This is a genomic window from Anabaenopsis tanganyikae CS-531 (assembly GCF_029891675.1).
Lineage (GTDB): Bacteria > Cyanobacteriota > Cyanobacteriia > Cyanobacteriales > Nostocaceae > Anabaenopsis > Anabaenopsis arnoldii.
Genome location: NZ_JANQDF010000116.1, coordinates 17,684 through 37,557, shown reverse-complemented (window position 1 = coordinate 37,557; position 19,874 = coordinate 17,684). Strand labels below are relative to the sequence as shown.

General features: G+C 41.9%; 13 protein-coding genes. 9 read left to right on the top strand and 4 right to left on the bottom strand.

Annotated elements, in window-relative coordinates; genetic code table 11:
* The first annotated feature begins 264 nt into the window (after positions 1–264).
* From NWP22_RS11910 to NWP22_RS11890, 5 genes are all read left to right on the top strand, one after another.
* Positions 265–1,455, top strand: coding sequence for a bifunctional sterol desaturase/short chain dehydrogenase (locus NWP22_RS11910; RefSeq protein ID WP_271734787.1), 1,191 nt, complete (start codon positions 265–267; stop codon positions 1,453–1,455).
* Between the two features lie 106 nt (positions 1,456–1,561).
* The gene (locus NWP22_RS11905; RefSeq protein ID WP_280801926.1) at positions 1,562–2,845 is read left to right on the top strand and encodes an ABC exporter membrane fusion protein; all 1,284 of its coding nucleotides are present in this window, start codon (positions 1,562–1,564) and stop codon (positions 2,843–2,845) included.
* Between the two features lie 411 nt (positions 2,846–3,256).
* The gene (devC, locus tag NWP22_RS11900) at positions 3,257–4,375 is read left to right on the top strand and encodes an ABC transporter permease DevC (RefSeq protein ID WP_425332615.1); all 1,119 of its coding nucleotides are present in this window, start codon (positions 3,257–3,259) and stop codon (positions 4,373–4,375) included.
* A gap of 87 nt (positions 4,376–4,462) precedes the next feature.
* On the top strand, positions 4,463–4,669 hold the full coding sequence (locus tag NWP22_RS11895) for a glycogen debranching protein (RefSeq protein ID WP_200986888.1): 207 nt from the start codon (positions 4,463–4,465) through the stop codon (positions 4,667–4,669).
* A 372-nt stretch (positions 4,670–5,041) separates the two neighbouring features.
* On the top strand, positions 5,042–5,614 hold the full coding sequence (locus tag NWP22_RS11890) for a methylmalonic aciduria and homocystinuria type D protein (protein WP_280801930.1): 573 nt from the start codon (positions 5,042–5,044) through the stop codon (positions 5,612–5,614).
* 214 nt (positions 5,615–5,828) lie between these two features.
* On the opposite strand, the gene NWP22_RS11885 is transcribed toward NWP22_RS11890, so the two are convergent.
* Entirely contained in the window at positions 5,829–6,893 is a 1,065-nt protein-coding gene (locus NWP22_RS11885) for a potassium channel family protein (RefSeq protein ID WP_271734792.1), read from the bottom strand.
* A gap of 151 nt (positions 6,894–7,044) precedes the next feature.
* Between NWP22_RS11885 and NWP22_RS11880 the strand changes: the two genes are divergently transcribed.
* Complete coding sequence (locus NWP22_RS11880) at positions 7,045–8,328, top strand: aspartate aminotransferase family protein (RefSeq protein ID WP_280801929.1); 1,284 nt, start codon at positions 7,045–7,047, stop codon at positions 8,326–8,328.
* Between the two features lie 80 nt (positions 8,329–8,408).
* Here NWP22_RS11880 and tsaB read toward each other — a convergent pair whose 3' ends face one another.
* Together tsaB and NWP22_RS11870 are read right to left on the bottom strand one after the other, a co-directional pair.
* Positions 8,409–9,068, bottom strand: coding sequence for a tRNA (adenosine(37)-N6)-threonylcarbamoyltransferase complex dimerization subunit type 1 TsaB (gene tsaB / locus NWP22_RS11875; protein WP_271734794.1), 660 nt, complete (start codon positions 9,066–9,068; stop codon positions 8,409–8,411).
* Between the two features lie 185 nt (positions 9,069–9,253).
* Positions 9,254–9,502: a Ycf34 family protein gene (locus tag NWP22_RS11870; RefSeq protein ID WP_271734796.1), complete on the bottom strand. Its 249-nt coding sequence runs from the start codon at positions 9,500–9,502 to the stop codon at positions 9,254–9,256.
* An 89-nt stretch (positions 9,503–9,591) separates the two neighbouring features.
* Here NWP22_RS11870 and NWP22_RS11865 point away from each other — a divergent pair, with 89 nt between their 5' ends.
* From NWP22_RS11865 to NWP22_RS11855, 3 genes are all read left to right on the top strand, one after another.
* Positions 9,592–10,875 (top strand): CCA tRNA nucleotidyltransferase, encoded by a 1,284-nt coding sequence (locus NWP22_RS11865; RefSeq protein WP_271734797.1) that lies wholly within the window; start codon positions 9,592–9,594, stop codon positions 10,873–10,875.
* A 2-nt stretch (positions 10,876–10,877) separates the two neighbouring features.
* On the top strand, positions 10,878–13,457 hold the full coding sequence (locus NWP22_RS11860) for a hypothetical protein (RefSeq protein ID WP_280801925.1): 2,580 nt from the start codon (positions 10,878–10,880) through the stop codon (positions 13,455–13,457).
* A 460-nt stretch (positions 13,458–13,917) separates the two neighbouring features.
* Positions 13,918–15,603, top strand: a complete 1,686-nt coding sequence (locus NWP22_RS11855; protein WP_271734799.1) for a hybrid sensor histidine kinase/response regulator — start codon at positions 13,918–13,920, stop codon at positions 15,601–15,603.
* Here NWP22_RS11855 and bchH read toward each other — a convergent pair.
* A complete protein-coding gene (gene bchH / locus NWP22_RS11850) occupies positions 15,600–19,289 on the bottom strand; it encodes a magnesium chelatase subunit H (protein ID WP_271734800.1) in 3,690 nt (1,229 codons plus the stop codon). The genes NWP22_RS11855 and bchH overlap by 4 nt on opposite strands.
* Between the last annotated feature and the right edge of the window lie 585 nt (positions 19,290–19,874).

Below are 19,874 nucleotides of genomic sequence, written 5' to 3'. Positions count from 1 at the left end.
CCCGCGCCGGTAAAAAGATGTTTGGCAGTGTACATTTATATCCACCCCAAACAATAGATTAAGGACTATTTCCTGATATTAACGGTATGGGTTACCAAACATATTTAGGTAACTAAATAATCATCTTAACCTAAAAATATGTATTTACACATTTAAATTTTTTATGTTTAATAACGTTAATACAATAGTGATTTAAGTTGACTATGTAAGGATACAATGGCAAATAGTATACAAAAAACTACATGATAATATCTTATGTTAATTATGTTTAACTTACTTGCTTGTGTGCAGTTTGCTGGGTGGGGAGTGTTTTCACTGCTCCTGGCCGAAGTATTCAGAGATAGTTATCATGTTTTGTGTCACCAGGTGAAATGGTTAGCTAAATGGCACAATAAGCATCATCAAGTATATCGGCGGGATTTGTCTATAGTCTCCCTACAAGCTTACCAGGATTCCCAACTGTATCATGATGTAGTTGAGTCCGGTTTACTAGTGGTGGTTTTAACAATCATTGCCTTACTGGTTAACCACATGGGGTTATGGCTGGGAGTAGTTTATGGCTGTACTTTCTTGTATGGCGCTTCTGTGCGATATTTTTCTGGTAAAATCGATACAGACTACAACCACTTACCAGGGCCTTTACAAATCATCCCTTCTGTGTGGTGGGTCAATCGTTCTTACCATTGGCGACATCATTTTGATGATGTCAATGCTTACTACAGTGGTGTATTTCCTCTAGTGGATAAAATACTGGGTACAGGACTATCCCTGAAAGGTAAAACCGTCGCTTTAACAGGAGCATCCGGCGCTCTGGGTCAAGCATTAGCAGCAGAACTACTCAAGCATAATGCTAAAGTAGTCGCCTTAACCACCAACCCGGAAAAATTAGCACCCCAGAGTAATTTAAAGGTGCTTTCCTGGGAATTGGGGAATGAAGAGCAACTGCGGGAGAGTCTCCAGAAAATTGATATTTTGATTATTAATCACGGTGTGAATGTCTACAACAATCGCACACCTGATGCGATCGCCACCTCCTATGAGGTGAACACTTTTTCCGCAGTGCGACTGATAGATATATTTCTAACTACAGTCACCGGACCCCAAGACAAAGCCACCAAGGAAATTTGGGTTAATACTTCCGAAGCTGAAGTTTCCCCCGCTTTCAGTCCCCTGTATGAACTGAGTAAACGCACATTAGGGAATATTGTTACCCTCAAGCGTTTAGATGGAAGTTGTGTAATTCGTAAGTTAATATTGGGTCCGTTCAAAAGTTCACTAAATCCCTATGGAGTCATGTCAGCCCAGCAGGTGGCTCGTGGTATATTGTTTTTAGCACGGCGAGACTACCGCAACATTATTGTCACTATCAATCCTCTGACCTATTTGCTGTTTCCTCTCAAGGAAGCAACTACATGGTTTTACTACCGGGTTTTTAGTAAGATGACTCAGAATTAGGCACATACAAATCATAGTGGGTCACTGACTCTGCATTGACCCCGATGAAGCGCGCTGTAACTCCTAAACCCCAGCGATCGCAAAAACAGTAATTAAAGAGGTAAAAATGTCCCCAAATGTGCGATTTAAAATTCCCCATCAAAAGTTAATCATATTAGTGGTAGGTGCCACGGTAATCACATCGGGAATTGCTATTTATGGACTATCCCAGTTTAATTTAAGTAGTGAAAATACCGTAGCAGTAGAAAATCAGCCAACTGCAACCAGAGTTACCGCATTAGGAAGACTAGAACCAGAAACAGAAGTAATTAGCCTATCAGCACCACTACAATTAGATGGCGATCGCATAGCTGAGATTTTAGTACAGGAAGGGGAGCCAGTCAAATCTGGGCAAGTAGTAGCAATTCTCGACTCAAGAACCCGTCTGCAAACTGCTGTAGTCCAAGCAGAAAAACAGCTCAGAGTTGCTGTTGCTAAACTAGCTCAAATTCAAGCTGGGGCTAAAACTGGAGAAATTCAGGCGCAACAAGCAACAATTGAACGTTTACAAGCTGAGTTAGAAACAGACATCATCGCCCAGCAAGAAGCGATCGCCCGCATAGAAGCACAATGGCTAGGGGAAAGGATAGCACAAGAGGCGACAATTAACAAACTGCAAGCAGAACTGAATAACGCCCAAGGGGAATATCAACGTTATCAGCAACTATCTGCTCAGGGAGTAATTTCTCATTCTTTATTTGACAATAAACGCTTAAGTTTAGACATCGCACAACAGCAACTAAAACAAGCGCAAGCAGTTCTCAATCGCATTAACTCCACAGCGAGCAGAGAATTAAACCAAGCGCAAGTCGCGCTCAAGCGCATCAACTCCACCGGGAATAAACAAATCACACAAGCAAAAGCCAGACTCAACAGTATTGCTGAAATTCGCCCCGTAGATATAGAACTAGCCAAAAGTGAAATTGAGAATGCAACCGCCGTACTCAAACAAATAAAAACCGACTTAGAATCTGCCTATATTAAAGCACCAATAGAGGGAAAAATCCTCAAAATTCACGCTCGCAAGGGCGAAAAAATTGGGGATGATGGAATCGCGCAACTAGCACAAACCCAGCAAATGATTGCTATAGCAGAAGTGTATCAAACCGATATTAGGAAAATTCAACTAGGACAATCAGCAGTAGTTACCAGTCAAGCATTTAATGGTGAATTGCAAGGAACAGTTTCTCAAATTGGTTTACAGGTAAATAGACAAAATGTATTTAGCAACCAACCAGGGGAAAACCTAGATAGTCGAGTCATTGAGGTAAGAATTCGCCTAGATCCCACAGACAGTAAAAAAGTAGCGGGATTAACTAACTTACAAGTGCAAACAGCCATTGAATTATAAGAGGATGTTTTATAAGTTTTCAACAGGTAATTTTTATCTTAGGGAACAGGGAACAGGGAACAGGGAACAGGGAACAGGGATTAGGGAACAGGGAACAGGGATTAGGGAACAGGGAACAGGGAACACACCGGAAGAAACAAAATCAAGTCCCATTCCCTTGTGAAGGGAATGGGGAGGGTGGGGGTAAAACAATATTTGATACACTAATCATACCTTTTAAAACATCCTCTAACACTCATTTGACTTCTATTTGATTTTTGAACAAGACTCAGTACAAATGGCAATTCTTCTTACCTGTTCCCTGTTCCCTGTTCCCTGTTCCCTACCTAGACAAATCAATTCAGAAACCAAACCGGATTTCTATATGTTTTTCAAATTCTTACATAAAACCCCCTAGCATGGCGACAGTTAATGAAAGAAAAAACTCGTTTACTAGTCGCCGTCGCAGGTATTACATTTGCTGATATGCTGATGTTTATTCAGCTAGGGTTTGAAAGTGCGCTATTTGACGCAGCTACCAAACCGCATCGGAACCTACAAGCAGATTTAGTTTTAATTAATCCCCAATTTCAAACTTTATTTTCAGTCAAAAGCTTTTCTAGAGAAAGACTTTATCAAACATTGGGTTATGAGGGTGTACAATCAGTAAATTCTGTTTATATTGGCACCGGACAATGGCGCAATCCCCAAACACGTTTGGATCGTGCTATTTTAGTTTGGGGTATTGACCCTGTAGCACCGGCGTTTAAATTTCCCGCAGTACAACAAAATCAGCATCATCTCAAGGCATTGTATCAAGTTCTGTTTGATCAAGATGGTCGTCCAGAATATGGCGCAGTGGGTGATATTTTTGCAACCACAGGTAAGTTTAACACAGAACTCAATAATCAAGCCATCAGTGTTCGGGGGTTATTTAATAATGGTGCTTCCTTTGCTGCGGATGGGAATGTCATTACCAGTGACTCTACCTTTTTACAACTCTTCCCCGAACGCCAAAGAGATAAGATAGAGGTAGGATTAATTACACTTAAGCCCAGTGTAAATATTGAGAAAATGCGATCGCAACTAGCCGCCGGCTTACCCAATGATATTAGCGTATTAACCATAGCAGATTTCGCCCAAATAGAACAGACTTACTGGGCCGAGAGTACTGGGATTGGTTTCATTTTTGGTTTAGGTGTGGTCGTGGGGTTTATTGTCGGTATAGTCATTGTCTACCAGATTCTTTACTCTGATGTCTCCGAACACCTACCAGAATACGCCACCCTCAAAGCCATTGGATATACTGATGGCTATCTGTTGGGGGTTTTGCTACAAGAAGCGTTATTTTTAGCTGTTTTGGGTTATATACCCGCTTTGTTCCTGTCATTTGGATTATATCAGTTAACCTACGCCGCCACCATGCTACCCATAACTATGAAGGTAGAACGAGCCATAACTGTATTTATTCTCACAGTCATCATGTGTAGTATTTCCGGTGCGATCGCCATAGGTAAACTACGTAAAGCTGACCCAGCTGATGTTTTCTAATTCCCAGCAGTTGTGAGTTTATGAAAGTCCCACCCTTGAGTAGTATTCTAAAAACATAAATTAAATTACCTTAGGGGGATGTATCCTATGACAATTTGGGTAAACGAGCAAATTGATCCTTCCGGTATGATTCACGCTTGTATTGCTTGTTGTGATGAATCCCAAGCCAAACACTGTCATCAATCCTTTGAAGAAAATTTGACTGATAGCCAAAAATTAGCCGGTTGGGTAGCACAATTGCGAATAGTTAACTCTTGGGATGAAGTCCCAGTTAATGCGCTCAAACTTAATTAGACACCAGTCTTCTATAAAGGTCATACCTTTGAGGTTTTGACCTTTATTTTTCTACCAGGGGGGGAATTTTCCCTTATATACAGCGCATTTTATCTGAGTAGGTACAAGGGCGGGCAGGATGCGCACCCCACAAGATTTATGATCTTAAAGTGTGTACTTTATTTACTTGAGAAGTGCTGTAAGTATTAAATGTATGATAATTTATACGTATCACCTAATAAACCATAAACATTAGACTCACAAAATCAGCACTCATACACAACAAATTTTAAGAAACATCAATAATTATGCAAATTTCATGAGTTTTATGAACTTTTAAGAGTTATCATCATAGCAATAGTTTAATGTAAAACTTGCGAAACCCGAATTAATATAGTGAACTATTCCCCAGTTTACACTATGGCTAACGCCACGCGATCGCTATCGGAGCAAACCTGTCCTATTAATTTAGTTGGCGAAACAGGACAAGCAGTGCAGATTTCTATTCATCCCCCCAGCCATTATATCTGTGCCAACTGCGAACAGATATTACCAGACTGGAAAAATCAAGCTTGTATATGGGTCGTAATTGTTTTACAGCAATCACGTTATCAACTAGTAAAAAGAACCACCGCAATAGAATTAGAGAAAGAACGCTTACGAGAAAAGTTTATGCGGTTTGGTTGCGATTTAGCATTTAAACTCAGAGATTGCGGCTATTTAACAGACCTGATTGATCCTCGCACTGGCTATCCTTTACTGTCACGTCCGGGAAAAATTCCCCACAATGACACAGCAGTAGTGCAAGCTTTGCTCAACTATCCAGTCATGAAAAACAAATGTCGTGTACTGATTCATCCCCTATGGGGTGCAGCAGTTTATCCGAGTATTTTAATATCAGTTGCACCCCCAAGAATTATCGCCACTTTTACTAAAGAGATTGCACCCTTACACGGTTGGAATTGAATTTAAATCAAATATCAAGGGAACAGGGAACAGGGAACACCGGAACAGGGAATGGGGAATGGGAAATAGGGAACACCGGAACAGGGAATGGGAAATAGGGAACACCGGAACAGGGAATGGGGAATGGGAAATAGGGAACAGGGAATGGGGAGCTTGGTGTGCAACTTTATTTATTAGACACAAACCAAAGGCTTTACTTGAATGTTGGGATTAATTAAATATTTCTCCCTCGGTGTCGTGGTTGAGCATTAATAGGGATGAGAATTTGGTTAAGCCTACGTAATTGCTCTGATGTTCCCAGGCAAATTAGTGTATCTCCAGGTAATAAAATAGTATCCCCAGTCGGACCGCCAATCAGACTACCATCAGTGCGGCGAATGGCAATCACTAAAGCCCCAGATTGTGATCGCAACCTTGTTTCTTTTAAACTCTGACCCACCAGAGGACATACCAGGGGGTCTACTAGAAACTGTTCCATATAAAACTGGCGGTCTGCACTAGAGATAAAACCATCCACAAAATCCAACACCTGCGGTCTTAAGGCCGCCGCCGCCATCCGCTTACCACCAGTAATATAAGGTGAAACCACGATATCTGCCCCGCCGCGTTGTATTTTTTTTGCCGATTCCTCCGTACTAGCCCGGGCGATCGCTCTAATTTTCGGATTCAGTGTTTTTGCAGTCAATACAGTATATAAATTTTCAGCATCAGAAGGTAAAGCCGCCACAATACAAACCGCTCGGTCTACCCCCACCCTCAAGAGGGTATCATCCAAAGTGACATCGCCCTGGTATGCTATGTAATTTTGTGCTTGTGCCTGTTCTACAGATTCTAAATCCGAATCAACCACCACAAAAGGTGCGCCTTCGGCCTGAAATTCCTTAGCAATTTGACGGCCAGTGCGACTAAATCCACAGATGATATAATGTTGTGTCAGGGTTTCCATTAACCTTCTCTGCTGCCGTAATCTCATTCCTTCTTGAAAGTAGCCTTGAATCACGGCTTCTGTAAATCTATTGATCATGTAACCAATAGTGACTACACCCAACAAAATCAAGGCAATTGTAAATAATCGTCCTTGTCTACTCAAGGGATTAGTCTCCCCAAACCCCACAGTAGTTAAGGTAATCACTGTCATATAAGCCGCTTCTTCCCATGACCACCCCTCCATGAACTTGTACCATAAAGTACCGGTGAGAAAAACGCCCCCCAGGGAAATAGTCCCCAGGGTAAGTTCTTGTTGGAGTCTTCGGTATTTTTTCTCAAGTGTGGAATACAAAGTTATTTTACCGTTACCATTATTTGGCAGAATATTTAACCGTTAACCTAGAAAAAAGTATCAGATTTAATAAATAAAATGTTATTTTTAATAATTTCTAGCAAACTAGTAAGTGACTATTAAAATTAAAGAGATATCAGGAGGCGCGGCCGTGAGTATCGAAACTCTCATTGAGCAAGCTACCATCCCCCCAACATCAAATTCTATGTCATCCAGCCCTTTTGACCCTGATAGCTTCAATGAAGCTGTTATGTCAACCTATGCTCGGTTCCCCCTAGCTTTAGATCGGGGTGCAGGTTGTCGGGTTTGGGATACCCAGGGACGTGAATATCTGGACTTTGTGGCCGGAATAGCCACTTGCACCCTGGGACACGCCCACCCGGCTATGGTAGAGGCGGTAACGCGCCAAATCCAAAAGCTGCACCATGTTTCTAATTTGTACTATATTCCCGAACAAGGTCAATTAGCCCAATGGATAGTTGAACACTCCTGTGCAGACCGGGTATTTTTCTGTAATTCCGGTGCTGAAGCTAACGAAGCAGCCATTAAACTAGCCCGCAAATATGCTCACACGGTTCTAGAAATTGACAAACCGATTATCCTCACAGCCAATGCTAGTTTCCACGGTCGCACTTTGGCCACAATCACCGCCACCGGACAACCGAAGTATCAAAAATACTTTGATCCTTTAGTCCCCGGCTTTGAATATGTTCCCTATAACGATGTTAGTGCCTTTGAGGCAGCAATTAGTGAGTTAGATGAAGGTGATTATCGTGTCGCCGCAATTCTAATTGAACCCTTGCAAGGAGAGGGTGGTGTCCGCCCAGGGGATCTGGCTTATTTCCAAAAGCTACGGCGACTTTGTGATGAAACTGGTATTTTGTTGATCTTCGACGAAGTGCAAGTTGGTATGGGACGCACCGGTAAGTTATGGGGTTATGAATATCTGGGCGTAGAACCAGATATCTTTACCAGTGCGAAAGGTTTGGGTGGCGGTATCCCCATTGGGGCGATGATGAGTAAGAAGTTCTGCGATGTTTTTCAACCAGGAGAACACGCCAGTACTTTTGGCGGTAACCCCTTTGTTTGTGGCGTGGCCTTGGCTGTCTGTCAGACTTTGGAAAAAGAAAATATTTTGCAGAATGTGGAAGCCAGGGGTACTCAGTTACGTGATGGATTAAACGCGATCGCCGCTAAATATCCCCATGTGATTTCTGAAGTCCGCGGTTGGGGTTTAATCAATGGTATGGAGTTACAAGCAGATATTGCGCTCACCGCCGCTGATATTGTGCAGGTGGCTATAGATCAGGGTCTGTTGTTAGTACCCGCAGGTCCCAAGGTTGTCCGGTTTGTACCCCCGTTGATTGTCACTGAGGCGGAAATCAATTTGGCTTTACAAGCTGTTGAACAAGCGATCGCTTCTTTGACAGCTTAGTTGTATATCCTCAGCGAGGATGGGTTGTACCTGTCTCTCGCTGTTCCACCCAGGAAAGAGGCAGAAGATGTAAAAATATGTTAATTTTCTACGGGGTGCTGCCCATAATATGGTTGAGCATCGAACCAATGGGGATGTTTACCTTCTTGCCAATCTAAATAAGCCAATTCCAAAATACTGCCTACAGTTATAGCCAAGTTAGATGTAGCTTTAATTAGTTTATATTCACTTTGCCAGTTAGCTAAGGTTTCTTGCCATGCTTCCGGTGTGAATACAGTATCCGGTAATAAGGCTCTGATGCTCGACTTATCAGGGGATGGTTCATATATCCCACCAAACACTTTTCCCCTTTGTGCTGGCATTTCTACGGCTATTACCCCCGATTTTTCCCGGTTTTGAGGTTTTTTAGCCCAAGCCAATGCCGCTAAGGTAGAAATCGTAAATACAGGGATATTTAATTGTTGTCCTAAGGTGCGAGCAATGACAAGGCCTATCCTGGTTCCGGTAAAACCACCAGGACCTTTAGCTACAGCAATAAATCCTAACTCTTCCCAAGTGTGGGGCTTAATAAATTCTACTAAGTATTGATGGACGTAACTAGATAAATCACGCCCCAAATCCCAAGTATGAGCACGACTTTCACTATTAAAATCACTGATAGCCAAACCCAGTGAGGGAGTGGTTGTGTGTAGGGATAATGCGTATGGTTTGGCTCCAAGGTCTTCTAGTTGTTCAATCACGGCTAATTACAATGGTATATTCCACAGTCATTTAACCTCTATGTTAGATGCACATCACACTTACAAAGCAACTGAGTACATTAAACGATAAGAATCCATACAGGAGGAAACATCGCCCTGATTTTTGCCCAAACGGCTACCTGCGTCACTCAGTAGTAGCCGCTTTCAATGATAATTGTATTGGCTCAGGTTGGTACTAGTTCTCCAGGACGCAATTTTGACCACTTACCCACTTCCTGCTTAAAGCTCAAACAACCCACCACGTCCCACTCCATTTCAATGATATCTTGGCTGGTACGAATGTTGACGTTGATGGAAGGTTCACTCGGAGCAAAGGTGGGATTTTCAGTTAGGTGCGGCTGTTGGTGCTGTGTTTCTACCGCGTGGTAGGTTTGACAGCGGTCTACGTAGTGGCAGTTCACACAAATACACATAATCGAACTGACTCCAAAAACCTATTTTACTGTTAATGTTAATGTAACTTAAGCCCAAGTTGTATTCACTAGTTGTTGGGTTGATTTTTATGACAATCCACAGTTTGAGAAATCTCACTCTAGTTACCGAAAATTGCCCTTTTAACTGGCAACTTCTCCCTCCATCTGCTTATATGGTAGGTGGTGCAGTGCGTGATGCCCTGTTGAGTAAGACTCGTGAATATTTGGATCTCGATTTTATTATTCCCTCTCAGGCGGTGCTGTTAGCTCACACCATCGCCCGCCATTATCATGCTGGTTTTGTGCTACTCGACCCCGAAAGGCAAATCGCTCGGGTGGTATTTCCCAACGCTACAGCCGATTTTGCCCAACAGGAAGGAGATAGTTTAGAGGCAGATTTATCAAGAAGAGATTTTACCATTAATGCGATCGCCTATCATCCCCATACCCAAACCATCTTCGACCCCTTACACGGTTATGATGATTTACAACGGGGTATATTACGCATGGTATCACCAGCTAACCTCAAAGATGACCCCCTGCGATTAATGCGGGCATATCGTCAAGCTGCCCAACTTGGTTTTACCATTGAACCGACTACTCAGGCAACTATTACCACCCTAGCACCACAGATCACACAAGTCGCCCCGGAACGAGTACGGGGAGAAATTGCTTATTTATTAGCAAATCCTCAAGGGACATTTTGGCTAGTTAAAGCCGCGTCACATCATTTACTTGCGCCTTTCTTTCCCCATGCTACCCCCGAAAGTTGGCAAAAATTGGCAACAATAGACACAGTAGCTGATTTGATTGCTCAACATTGGCCACAATTAGATGTAAAATTACAGCAGCATATCCGGGATACAGTCAAAACTACTTGGTTAGGCATTGCTAAACTCGCTTGTCTAGTTCACCCTGACCCAGAAGTTGCTAAAATCCAACTCCAAGCACTCACTTACAGCCGTGCTGAAATTCAGGCTGTGACCACCGCCCTAAAGCTGTTTCCCCTACTCAAATCCCCTCATATGTCTGTGAGAGAACAATATTTTTTCTTCCAAGAGGCGGGAAATGTATTTGCGGCTACAATAATCTTAGCCTTAATAAATAATAATTTGGTATCGGCGACCTCAGTCCACAAGTCGCTACGCGCCTATGCACCATTAATCAGCCGGTACCTGAACCCTGATGACCTGGTTGCCCATCCCACTAAATTAGTGAGTGGCGATGAGTTAATCATAGCACTAAATATTCCCCCTTCCCCAAAATTAGGCGAATTATTAACAGAAATTGCCATTGCACAAGCTGAGGGAAAAGTTTCTACCCCAGAAGATGCGATCGCCTTCGGGCAGCAGTTATTATTAAATATAGACTGAAGGTGATTTTTCATCCTCAAGATTATCATGGTCAAAATATCAATTCCTTCTCGACACCAGAAGGAAAACTAGACCCTAACAACCAGAATCTAGCTGATTTAGAAAACCATACACCAACATTAATCACCCATCAGGAATTTAGTCCGATTATCTTTTCATCCTCATATCACCAGGCGAAATCACGTCATAATTCTCAATCAACTTTAGTAATAAATAACTTACCAGCTGATATCATCCGAACTTTCCTGACTAATTTACATCAACAATCACATAGCAAATACCAGTTAGAAATTTTACCTCTTGCTATATCTGTAAATAATCGTCTAGTAGTACAAAGTACCTTAGTCCGGGGTTATGAAGATGGTCTTAATCCAGTAGACTTAGAGAATTGGCAAATACCCTATGAAGTAGTTTTACAAGCTCTAGACATTCAAACCTCTCAACTACCAGATGGTCAATTAGAACTGCGATCAGCTCATTTTATCCTGGGAATCAATCCCAAAGAACTTACTCTAGACCCAGAATTGGGACGAGTGATCAAAATTAAAGATATACAAGAATTATTTGATGTCGTAGTCAAATTTGACATTAACAGTTATACATTGCTCATTCAAGCTCCCTGGTTAGATCAAACACCTTCTCAAATAACCAGGAAAAAACCCGAAATAATCACATTAGATGGATTACCAAAAGTCAAAAGTCCACTATTTAGCTTTAGTCATCTTTTACACGATATACAGTTCAATAGTTCTCATAACCATACCATTCAAAGTTCAGCTAGTTTTCAAGCCATTGGTACAGCTTTTCAGGGAGGATGGAGCTTAGGAGTTCAACAAGGAAATATACTAGAAAACCCAAAATTCCAAATTAATTCCTTTCAATGGGTTAATTCAGATGCACACCAAGACTACATTGTAGGACAGCAACAAACATTGTGGCCCAGGACATTCTTTCAGCAATACTGGGGAGTGTCATTAGTCCAGCGCCATGGTTACACCTTGTCACCTACCCAAAGCACTAATATAGAGCAACGCAACCAAGCTGCTGACGTTAAACGTACCATTCAGGGAAAAGCCGAACCCGGAACTTTTGTCGTCCTCCGTCCCCAGAGTGACACTAAAAATATCTTAGGTGAAATATTAGTAGATGAAACTGGTATTTATCGCTTTCCTGATGTCAGTAGTGGGGTGTTTGTGATTGAAAAATATCCCCGTGGAAGATTAACAGCACAACCCCAAGTTAAAGTAATTAATTTAGCTTTTACACCAGGACAATTATCTTCTGGGACAAGTTCCTCTGTATTTTCTGCTGGTTGGTTATATCAACCCCCATTCCCCCAAACTTCCGAAATTATCGGCAATTTTTCTAATTTTCAAGCTGGAATAAAAAAAAAGTGGGGAGTTTCCGAAAGTCTCACATTAGGAATAGGTGCATTTTATCATGGCAATATTAATGCTATTGGTGAGCTATTTTTTCATCCTCAAAATGTCCCTTTAAGTGTTTATTTGAGTGCGAATACCCAAGACAGAATCAAATATCCCTCAAATCGTGGCAGCAATATTTATACCCGCATTAAATATCGCATTTCTAACAACACACAAATCAACTTAAATGGAGATTTATACTCACAGACATTAAATTTTAACCATCAATTAAATTTGAATCAAAGTACAACTATGCAGTTGTTTAGCAACATTCAAAATACAGGAACTGGTAGTTTACAAATTAGTTTGCGCCAAAATGATGATAATTTCAATACACAGATATCATTAGACAAAAATCAGAACTTAAATTTTAATAATACCTTGAATTTAGCCAAAGCATATAAAAACTTTATTTTTACCTTCCGTACTAATTTATCGGGAATAGATGCTGAAATTAAATACAATTTACCAAAAGCTAATACTGGGGTGGCGACTAATCAAATCGCATTGAGATATCAAGGTTATCAAAAAAACTATGATATTTTGACAAATCCCATTCCCCAATTTCCAAGAAATTTCTTAGAATTATCTTGGCAATATGCTCAGAAAAATGGATTACAGTGGCGAATAGGATCCGGTCTGAGTAACGATGGCTCAGGGATAAATGCTACATTGTCTATACCGATGCTTTCAGGATTAAACCTGTCTGCACGATACCAATCAATATCTCAATTTTCCCATGGGTCTTCCTTTCAAATTCAAATTAATAGTAGCTTTAACCTCCAACAAGGTTTCAGAACTATTAACCAGAAATTGGCTACACAAGGGTTATTTATTCAACCCTTCCTTGATAAAAACAGTAATCACAAACTAGACCAAGGAGATGAGATAATTACTGAGGACTTAGAAGAACTCTTATTGATTAATCATCAAAGCATTAGTCAATATCAATCGGAGTGGGAACATGATGGTATTCGTATATCCTTACCACCCGGTAATTATCGCCTCGATTTAAATACTACCGGTTTTCCCCCACAGGCGCAAACATTAGTTCCTTCCTATGCGATCGAAATTGCTCCCGGTAGTTTTACCACTCTTCCTATTCCATTTAGTCTAACTCATCCCGTTGAGAGTATAGTAAATTACATACAAAACTAGCCCATTACTCGATCATATATAGAACAGTCATCCGGTTCACTTTTAATTGGCATAACATGGGCTGAAAACAGACAAGTTTGCCTCAGTCTCCCTGGTAAATGGCATTAGGTCAAGATGTTAGCAATAAATCCTATGAATTACCTCTGAAATATCACAATTATCCTATTTTATCGACTTTAAATAAATTAAGTCAGTTGCTATCAAATCCGGGTTAACTATAGGTTAAACTGTGTTTATGGGGGCTATTATATGTCAAGTGCATATTAACTATTAAATGGGTGGTTCTGATGTCTGTGGCTTGTATACAACCTCACGTAAATCTATCCTTACGAAATCGAGGCAATATTATAGCTGTTATGCCCTGGCTGCGGTGTCCTCATGAGTTAATTAACACAGATGTCGGAGTACTTGTGGGAAGGGAAAGTTTATAAGTCCCGTTAAATTCAGGGAATTTAACATAATGCACAACCAAGAAAGTTATGAGTTGAGCAGTGATGCTGCGATCGCCATCAATAAAAATTTATGCATAAATGACCGCCACAATAAAGTGAATAATTCCTCCAATTTAAGTTTCGAGACCTTGGCAGACGCTGTCCCACAAATTGTTTGGACTTCCCGTCCAGATGGCTGGTTAGACTATTATAACCAACGCTGGGTTGAGTATACAGGTATGAATTGGGAGGAAAGTCAAGGTTGGGGCTGGCAATCTGTACTGCATCCCGAAGATGTGCAAATGTGCCTAGATACTTGGCGTGAATGTCTTCGTACAGGTCAAAAATATCAGGTAGAATACCGTTTGCTTCGTGCTAGTGATAGGGAATATCGCTGGCACTTAGGGCGAGCTTTTCCTTTACGTAATCACAAAGGAGAAATTATCAAGTGGTTTGGTTCTTCTACTGATATTGATGACCACAAACGCGCCGAAGCAGAACTGTGGAAAGCCTTGGAACAGCAACAAGCAGCCCGCGCAGCAGCTGAAAAGGCGAACCGCATTAAAGATGAGTTTCTTGCAGTCCTTTCTCATGAATTGCGCACCCCACTTAATCCCATTCTCGGTTGGGTACAGCTATTGAAAACTAACAAACTAGATCAGGCTAAGACTGCTCAAGCTATAGAAATTATTGAACGCAATGCTAAATTACAGGTGGAATTGATTGAAGATTTACTGGATGTATCTCGCATTCTTCAGGGAAAACTAACTTTAAATGTTTCTAAAATCAATCTAGCCAAGACTATTTCCGCCGCTTTAGACAGTATTAATTTGGCAGCTTCTGCGAAAGAAATTAGCATTAATACTATGTTAGACGAAAATGTAGGGGAAGTTACCGGTGACTCGGCTCGCTTACAACAAATTGTCTGGAATCTTTTGTCTAATGCTGTCAAGTTCACTTCTCCGGGGGGGAAAGTGGAAGTACGCCTGGAAGAATCTCATTGTATGGCTCAAATCCAAGTCAGTGATACAGGCAAAGGTATTAGCCCTGATTTTTTACCATACATATTTGATTACTTTCGTCAAGAGGATAGTTCAATTACCAGAAAATTTGGGGGACTAGGCTTAGGACTGGCAATTGTGCGGCAGTTAGTAGAGTTACATGGCGGTACTGTTGAGGCTAATAGTTTAGGTGAAGGGCACGGAGCCGCTTTTAGTGTGAAACTACCTTTGTGTAGATGTGTAGTGACTGAAGATAAATCATCCCGGCCAGAGATATCAACAGAGAATATACTGCAAACAGGAACTTTGGATTTAAATGGCATTAAAATCTTAGTTGTGGATGATAATCCTGATTCCCTTGATTTTATCACTTTTGTGCTGAAAATGTATGGCGGGAAAGTGACCAAAGTAGCATCAGCCTGGGAAGCATTGCAAATGCTCCTCAAGTCCCAGCCAGATATTTTAGTCAGCGATATTGGTATGCCTTATATGGATGGGTATGAATTATTACGAAAAGTTCGAGGATTACCCTCACAAATGGGAGGGAGAATTCCCGCGATCGCCTTAACGGCTTTTGCCGCTGAGTTTGACCAACAACAGGCTATTTCCGCAGGTTTTCAAATCCACATACCTAAACCAGTACAACCAGAAACTTTAGCAGCCGCAGTTGTTCAATTAGTTAAGCAGCATTCGACCACAGATGAACACAGTTAAACCGTCACACCTTCCAATTGTTCCTCTGTTAACTCATATAACTGACGCAACTTACCGATTTTATCTGCATCCGCTTGCCATAAACCCCGCCCATGTGCCTCAATCATTCTGCTTAAAATATTCCGAAAAGCTTCAGGATTAGCCCGGCGTAACTTCTCCGCCATTTCAGCATCTAAAGCATAAGTATCTGCCGCTTGGTCATATACCCAGTCATCCTGGAAATCAGCAGTACCACCCCAGCCAATTAACGCCGTCATCCGTTGGGAAATTTCAAATGCACCCCCAGAACCTTGATTAGCCATGGCTTGCGCCCATTTGGGATTGACTAACTTGCTGCGGTACTCCATACGGAGTAAATCATCTAAATTCCGGGGGGTACTGTCCTTAGAAAAACTTTCCACAAAGCTGGTAGTCACCTTTTTACCCCGTTGCTTTTCTGCTGCCTTTTTTAAACCGCCAGTATTAGCGTAATATTCTTGAATATCGGTTAAACCATATTCCACAGAATCAATTTCTTGAACAATGCGATCGCTAGTTTTCAATAAAGTATTTAAAACCTCTGGTCTAGCCTGACCCTTATCTTGTCTACCATAACTAAACACATTGCGACCTTCCCAAGTCTTACCCAACTCCTCCCCAGATTCCCAATTACCATCAACCACCTGATCATTGACTAAAGAACCAAAATCACCAGCGGGATTAGAAAACAATCTTGCAGAACTATTCTCTACCCCTTGGGCCTGCAAAGCCAAAGCGTGCTTTCTAATAAAATTCTGCTCTTCGGGTTCATCAGCATCAGCCGCCCGTTGAAACAAATCATCTAATAATTCAATAATATTGACAAAACTATCCCGAAAAATCCCCGATAAATTCCCCAAAATATCAATGCGCGGATGTCCCACCTCAGCTAAAGGCTTTAACTGATAACGGACAATACGCCCAGTCCCCTCCTTCACAGGTTCCGCCCCCACCAACTCCAAAAGAATACCCAGGGACTCGCCCTTAGTTTTAATCGCATCCAAACCCCATAACATCACCGCCACCGTTTCCGGATAAGTTTTATGTTCCGCCAAATGCTGGGCAATAATTTTCCCCCCAATTTCCCGCCCCCGAGCATAAGCAGCAGGAGAAGGCATTCTATAAGGGTCTAAAGCATGAATATTTCTGCCCGTAGGTAACACCCCCGCACCATCCCGCAGTAAATCACCCCCGGGCGCGGGTAAAATGTACTCTCCATTCAACCCCCTTAACAAACTCCTCAACTCATCAGTAGACTGCATCAACAAGTCAGTAACTAACTCCTCCTCCTGTGGGTGTTCTGTGCTTCCCTGGGGTTCCTTGCCAAAATAAGCCTCTAAATATCCCGCCAACTCCTCCTGATTCGGCGGTTCCCCCAAAATATGCAGCCCAGAAGAAAACAGACGATTCTCTAACACCTGGAGATATTCATACAACTTCAGCAAATAATCATCAAAGGCGTGAGCGCTAAACATCCTCACATTCTCAGGACTAAAAGCAATTCCCAAACGTTGAGCATCAGTAAACGGACAATCAGCATCCAAACCAGTATCAACAATCTGCTTACAAATCACCTGCTTCAAAGCATAATTTTTCTGGGGGTCTTCTCGATACTCCGCAATTAAATCTCGCAAAGATAACAACTCTTTATACAAACCAGCGCGACCGTAGGGAGGGACATTGTGAGAAATTAACACCCCATAACCCCGACGCTTGGCCAAAATCGACTCAGAAGGATTATTGGCGGCATATATATATAAATTAGGTAAATCTCCCAATAAAATATCCGGCCAAGAATAACCAGTATTACCCAGGGGGGATCCAGGCAACCATTCTACTGTCCCATGCATCCCAAAGTGAACCACAGCATCAGCCGCAAAATCATTTTGTAGCCATTTATAGAAAGCCGCATATTGGGGATGGGGAGTTAAATCCCGTTCAAACATTAACCGCATCGGGTCGCCTTGTATACCCAAAGGCGGCTGTACACCAATCCAAATATTACCTAACTGTATACCGCCAATATGTAATTCTTCCCCATAGGTTTTAATTCCAGTTCCCCGTAGAGACTTCCATTGTTTTTCAATGCGGGAAGTCAGCAGATACCCCAACCATCTTTCTAGTTTACGGACATGAACAGTATTAGCAGAGGAGGGAAAAGGCTGATTTTTTTGCCAGGTTTCCATTTCTTCATCTGCTGCTTTCACCTGACGAATTAATTCTTCCCCATCCTCGGGGATATCCCCAACATCATAACCTTGGTCTTTGAGGGCGTGGAGAAACTTAACTAGACTGCGGGGAACATTCAATAAAGCCGCAGTCCCCACAGCCCCATAACCAGGGGGAAATCCATATAAAATAATCGCTATTTTACGTTGAGATGGCAATTTCTGCCGCAAGGAAACCCAATTTTTAACTCTACCAATTAACCGTTGTACTCGTTCTGGCACCAGATAAATTTGTTCACCCACTAACCCCCCCAGGGGAATAGTATCTATTGCCCCATCTAGTTCAGGTAAAGCATATAACACTACACTTTGCAGTCCGCCGATTCCCTGACGTGTCCAGGAGTGAATATCTTGAATCAGCAGGGGTGCTGCTACTATATAAGGTACATTTTTCGCTGTCAGGATGCGTTTAGCTACTTCCACCTGGCGGCCTGCTTCCATTGAACCGGCCGGACCGCCTACTAAGGGAAAGCCAATGGTAGAGACAATTGCATCTACCTGGACTGCTTGATCTGACAGGGAGTAAGTTTCTATATTTCCTTGTTTTCGTTGCTGGGCTTCATGGTCGGTGGTCATCCAATCCCTTACCGCTACGTGTCCTTCTACACCGTTGATAAAAATGGGTAAGGGAATTAAACCCCCTTGCTCAAAACGGTGAATGAGTTGGGGAATGTATGGTTGTTGCGTAATTACGTGTTTACGGTAAAGCAGAATACCTACTATAGGTGTGGTTGTGTGGCTATGTTCCCCGCTTTTTGATGATGTCTGTCTCTGAAGATACCACTTTAAATATTCCCGGGGAGATGTGAAAAATCCCTCATATTCAGGATGCAGTAACCCCATATTCGGGGTTTCCTGCGGTGGGGGAATGTCGCCAACCTTTAAATTTAAATATTTTTCTGCTAGTATCCAGAATAGGGCAGCAACGTTTTCAGAACCGCCAGCGTTCCAATATCCATAGATAATTAACCAGTTGCGTAAGTCTTGAACTTTCTTTACTGGAATGAATTTCAGCAGTTTAGGACCGATTTTTAAGAAGCTAATATACCCAGCAAGTTTGTCTTCTTCCCTTCCGTTGCTGAATTTGTCCAGGATGAATTTAACTGGTTTTGGCATTCCTTTGGGTTCGCCGCCAATGGTAAAGTTACCCAACTGGGTTAAACTCATTAGCTCTAAGGCTGACTCGAATACCAGACGGATGGGAATTTGGTTAATGCGCGATCGCAGCCACAAAACCTGATCATAATCAAATAGTAAGCTGCCGAAAAACACATCCGCCCCATCCAGTGCTGCTTCTACTTCCCCAGGGTCAGTGGTAATATTGCGATCGCTAAACACCCGAATATCCAGAGCACACCGTGATTTAGCCAACTCAGCCGCCTTCTTGTACAAGTCAGCATTAAACGATTCAAATCCAGCAATCAAAACAATACGTTTCATGCCAAAGCTAGTAAAGATACCTTTACTGATGATCTTAAACGTAGTTTCGGTTTCATGACCCATTCCCCAAAATGAATTTGGTCATCTACCAGTAGACATAGGGTTATGGCGATCGAAAATAATTCGGCAATTTGGCATATTTTCTTACTTAAGATTTAATATGATTAAATTCTCGAATATCGTTGTGTGACAATACCGACTTGCAGAATCCCTCAGTTAACTACTGGGGGTATTTTTTTATTTTAACTCCCCCCGATGTCATACCGCAGATCAAACATTAAGAGTAAATATCACTAGAGGAATATACAAAGATTGCCTTAATGTGGAATTTTTTCATAGAGATGTACAATAAGAATAACTGCCAAAGGTTCAAGCTTACTTCTACCATTACAGGAAGCGGGTTTCACCCAAGTTATTGTCTCCTGTAGTCAACCTATATGCATTAGTAGTAAGTCATGAAAAACATACCTGTAGGCACTGGAAAGATTGCGTAAAACCTGCGTTAACCAGATTGAATCACTGCTCTGGGCTTTACATTTGGGAATCTCTACAATTAGGACAATTTGAGTTTATTTGCAACTAGTC

Excerpts from the sequence above, each read along its gene's own strand:
- NWP22_RS11910 (WP_271734787.1), top strand. The coding sequence starts at position 265 with ATGTTTAACTTACTTGCTTGTGTGCAGTTTGCTGGGTGGGGAGTGTTT.
- NWP22_RS11905 (WP_280801926.1), top strand. The coding sequence starts at position 1,562 with ATGTCCCCAAATGTGCGATTTAAAATTCCCCATCAAAAGTTAATCATA.
- devC (WP_425332615.1), top strand. The coding sequence starts at position 3,257 with ATGAAAGAAAAAACTCGTTTACTAGTCGCCGTCGCAGGTATTACATTT.
- NWP22_RS11895 (WP_200986888.1), top strand. The coding sequence starts at position 4,463 with ATGACAATTTGGGTAAACGAGCAAATTGATCCTTCCGGTATGATTCAC.
- NWP22_RS11870 (WP_271734796.1), bottom strand. The coding sequence starts at position 9,502 with ATGTGTATTTGTGTGAACTGCCACTACGTAGACCGCTGTCAAACCTAC.
- NWP22_RS11865 (WP_271734797.1), top strand. The coding sequence starts at position 9,592 with ATGACAATCCACAGTTTGAGAAATCTCACTCTAGTTACCGAAAATTGC.
- NWP22_RS11855 (WP_271734799.1), top strand. The coding sequence starts at position 13,918 with ATGCACAACCAAGAAAGTTATGAGTTGAGCAGTGATGCTGCGATCGCC.
- bchH (WP_271734800.1), bottom strand. The coding sequence starts at position 19,289 with ATGAAACGTATTGTTTTGATTGCTGGATTTGAATCGTTTAATGCTGAC.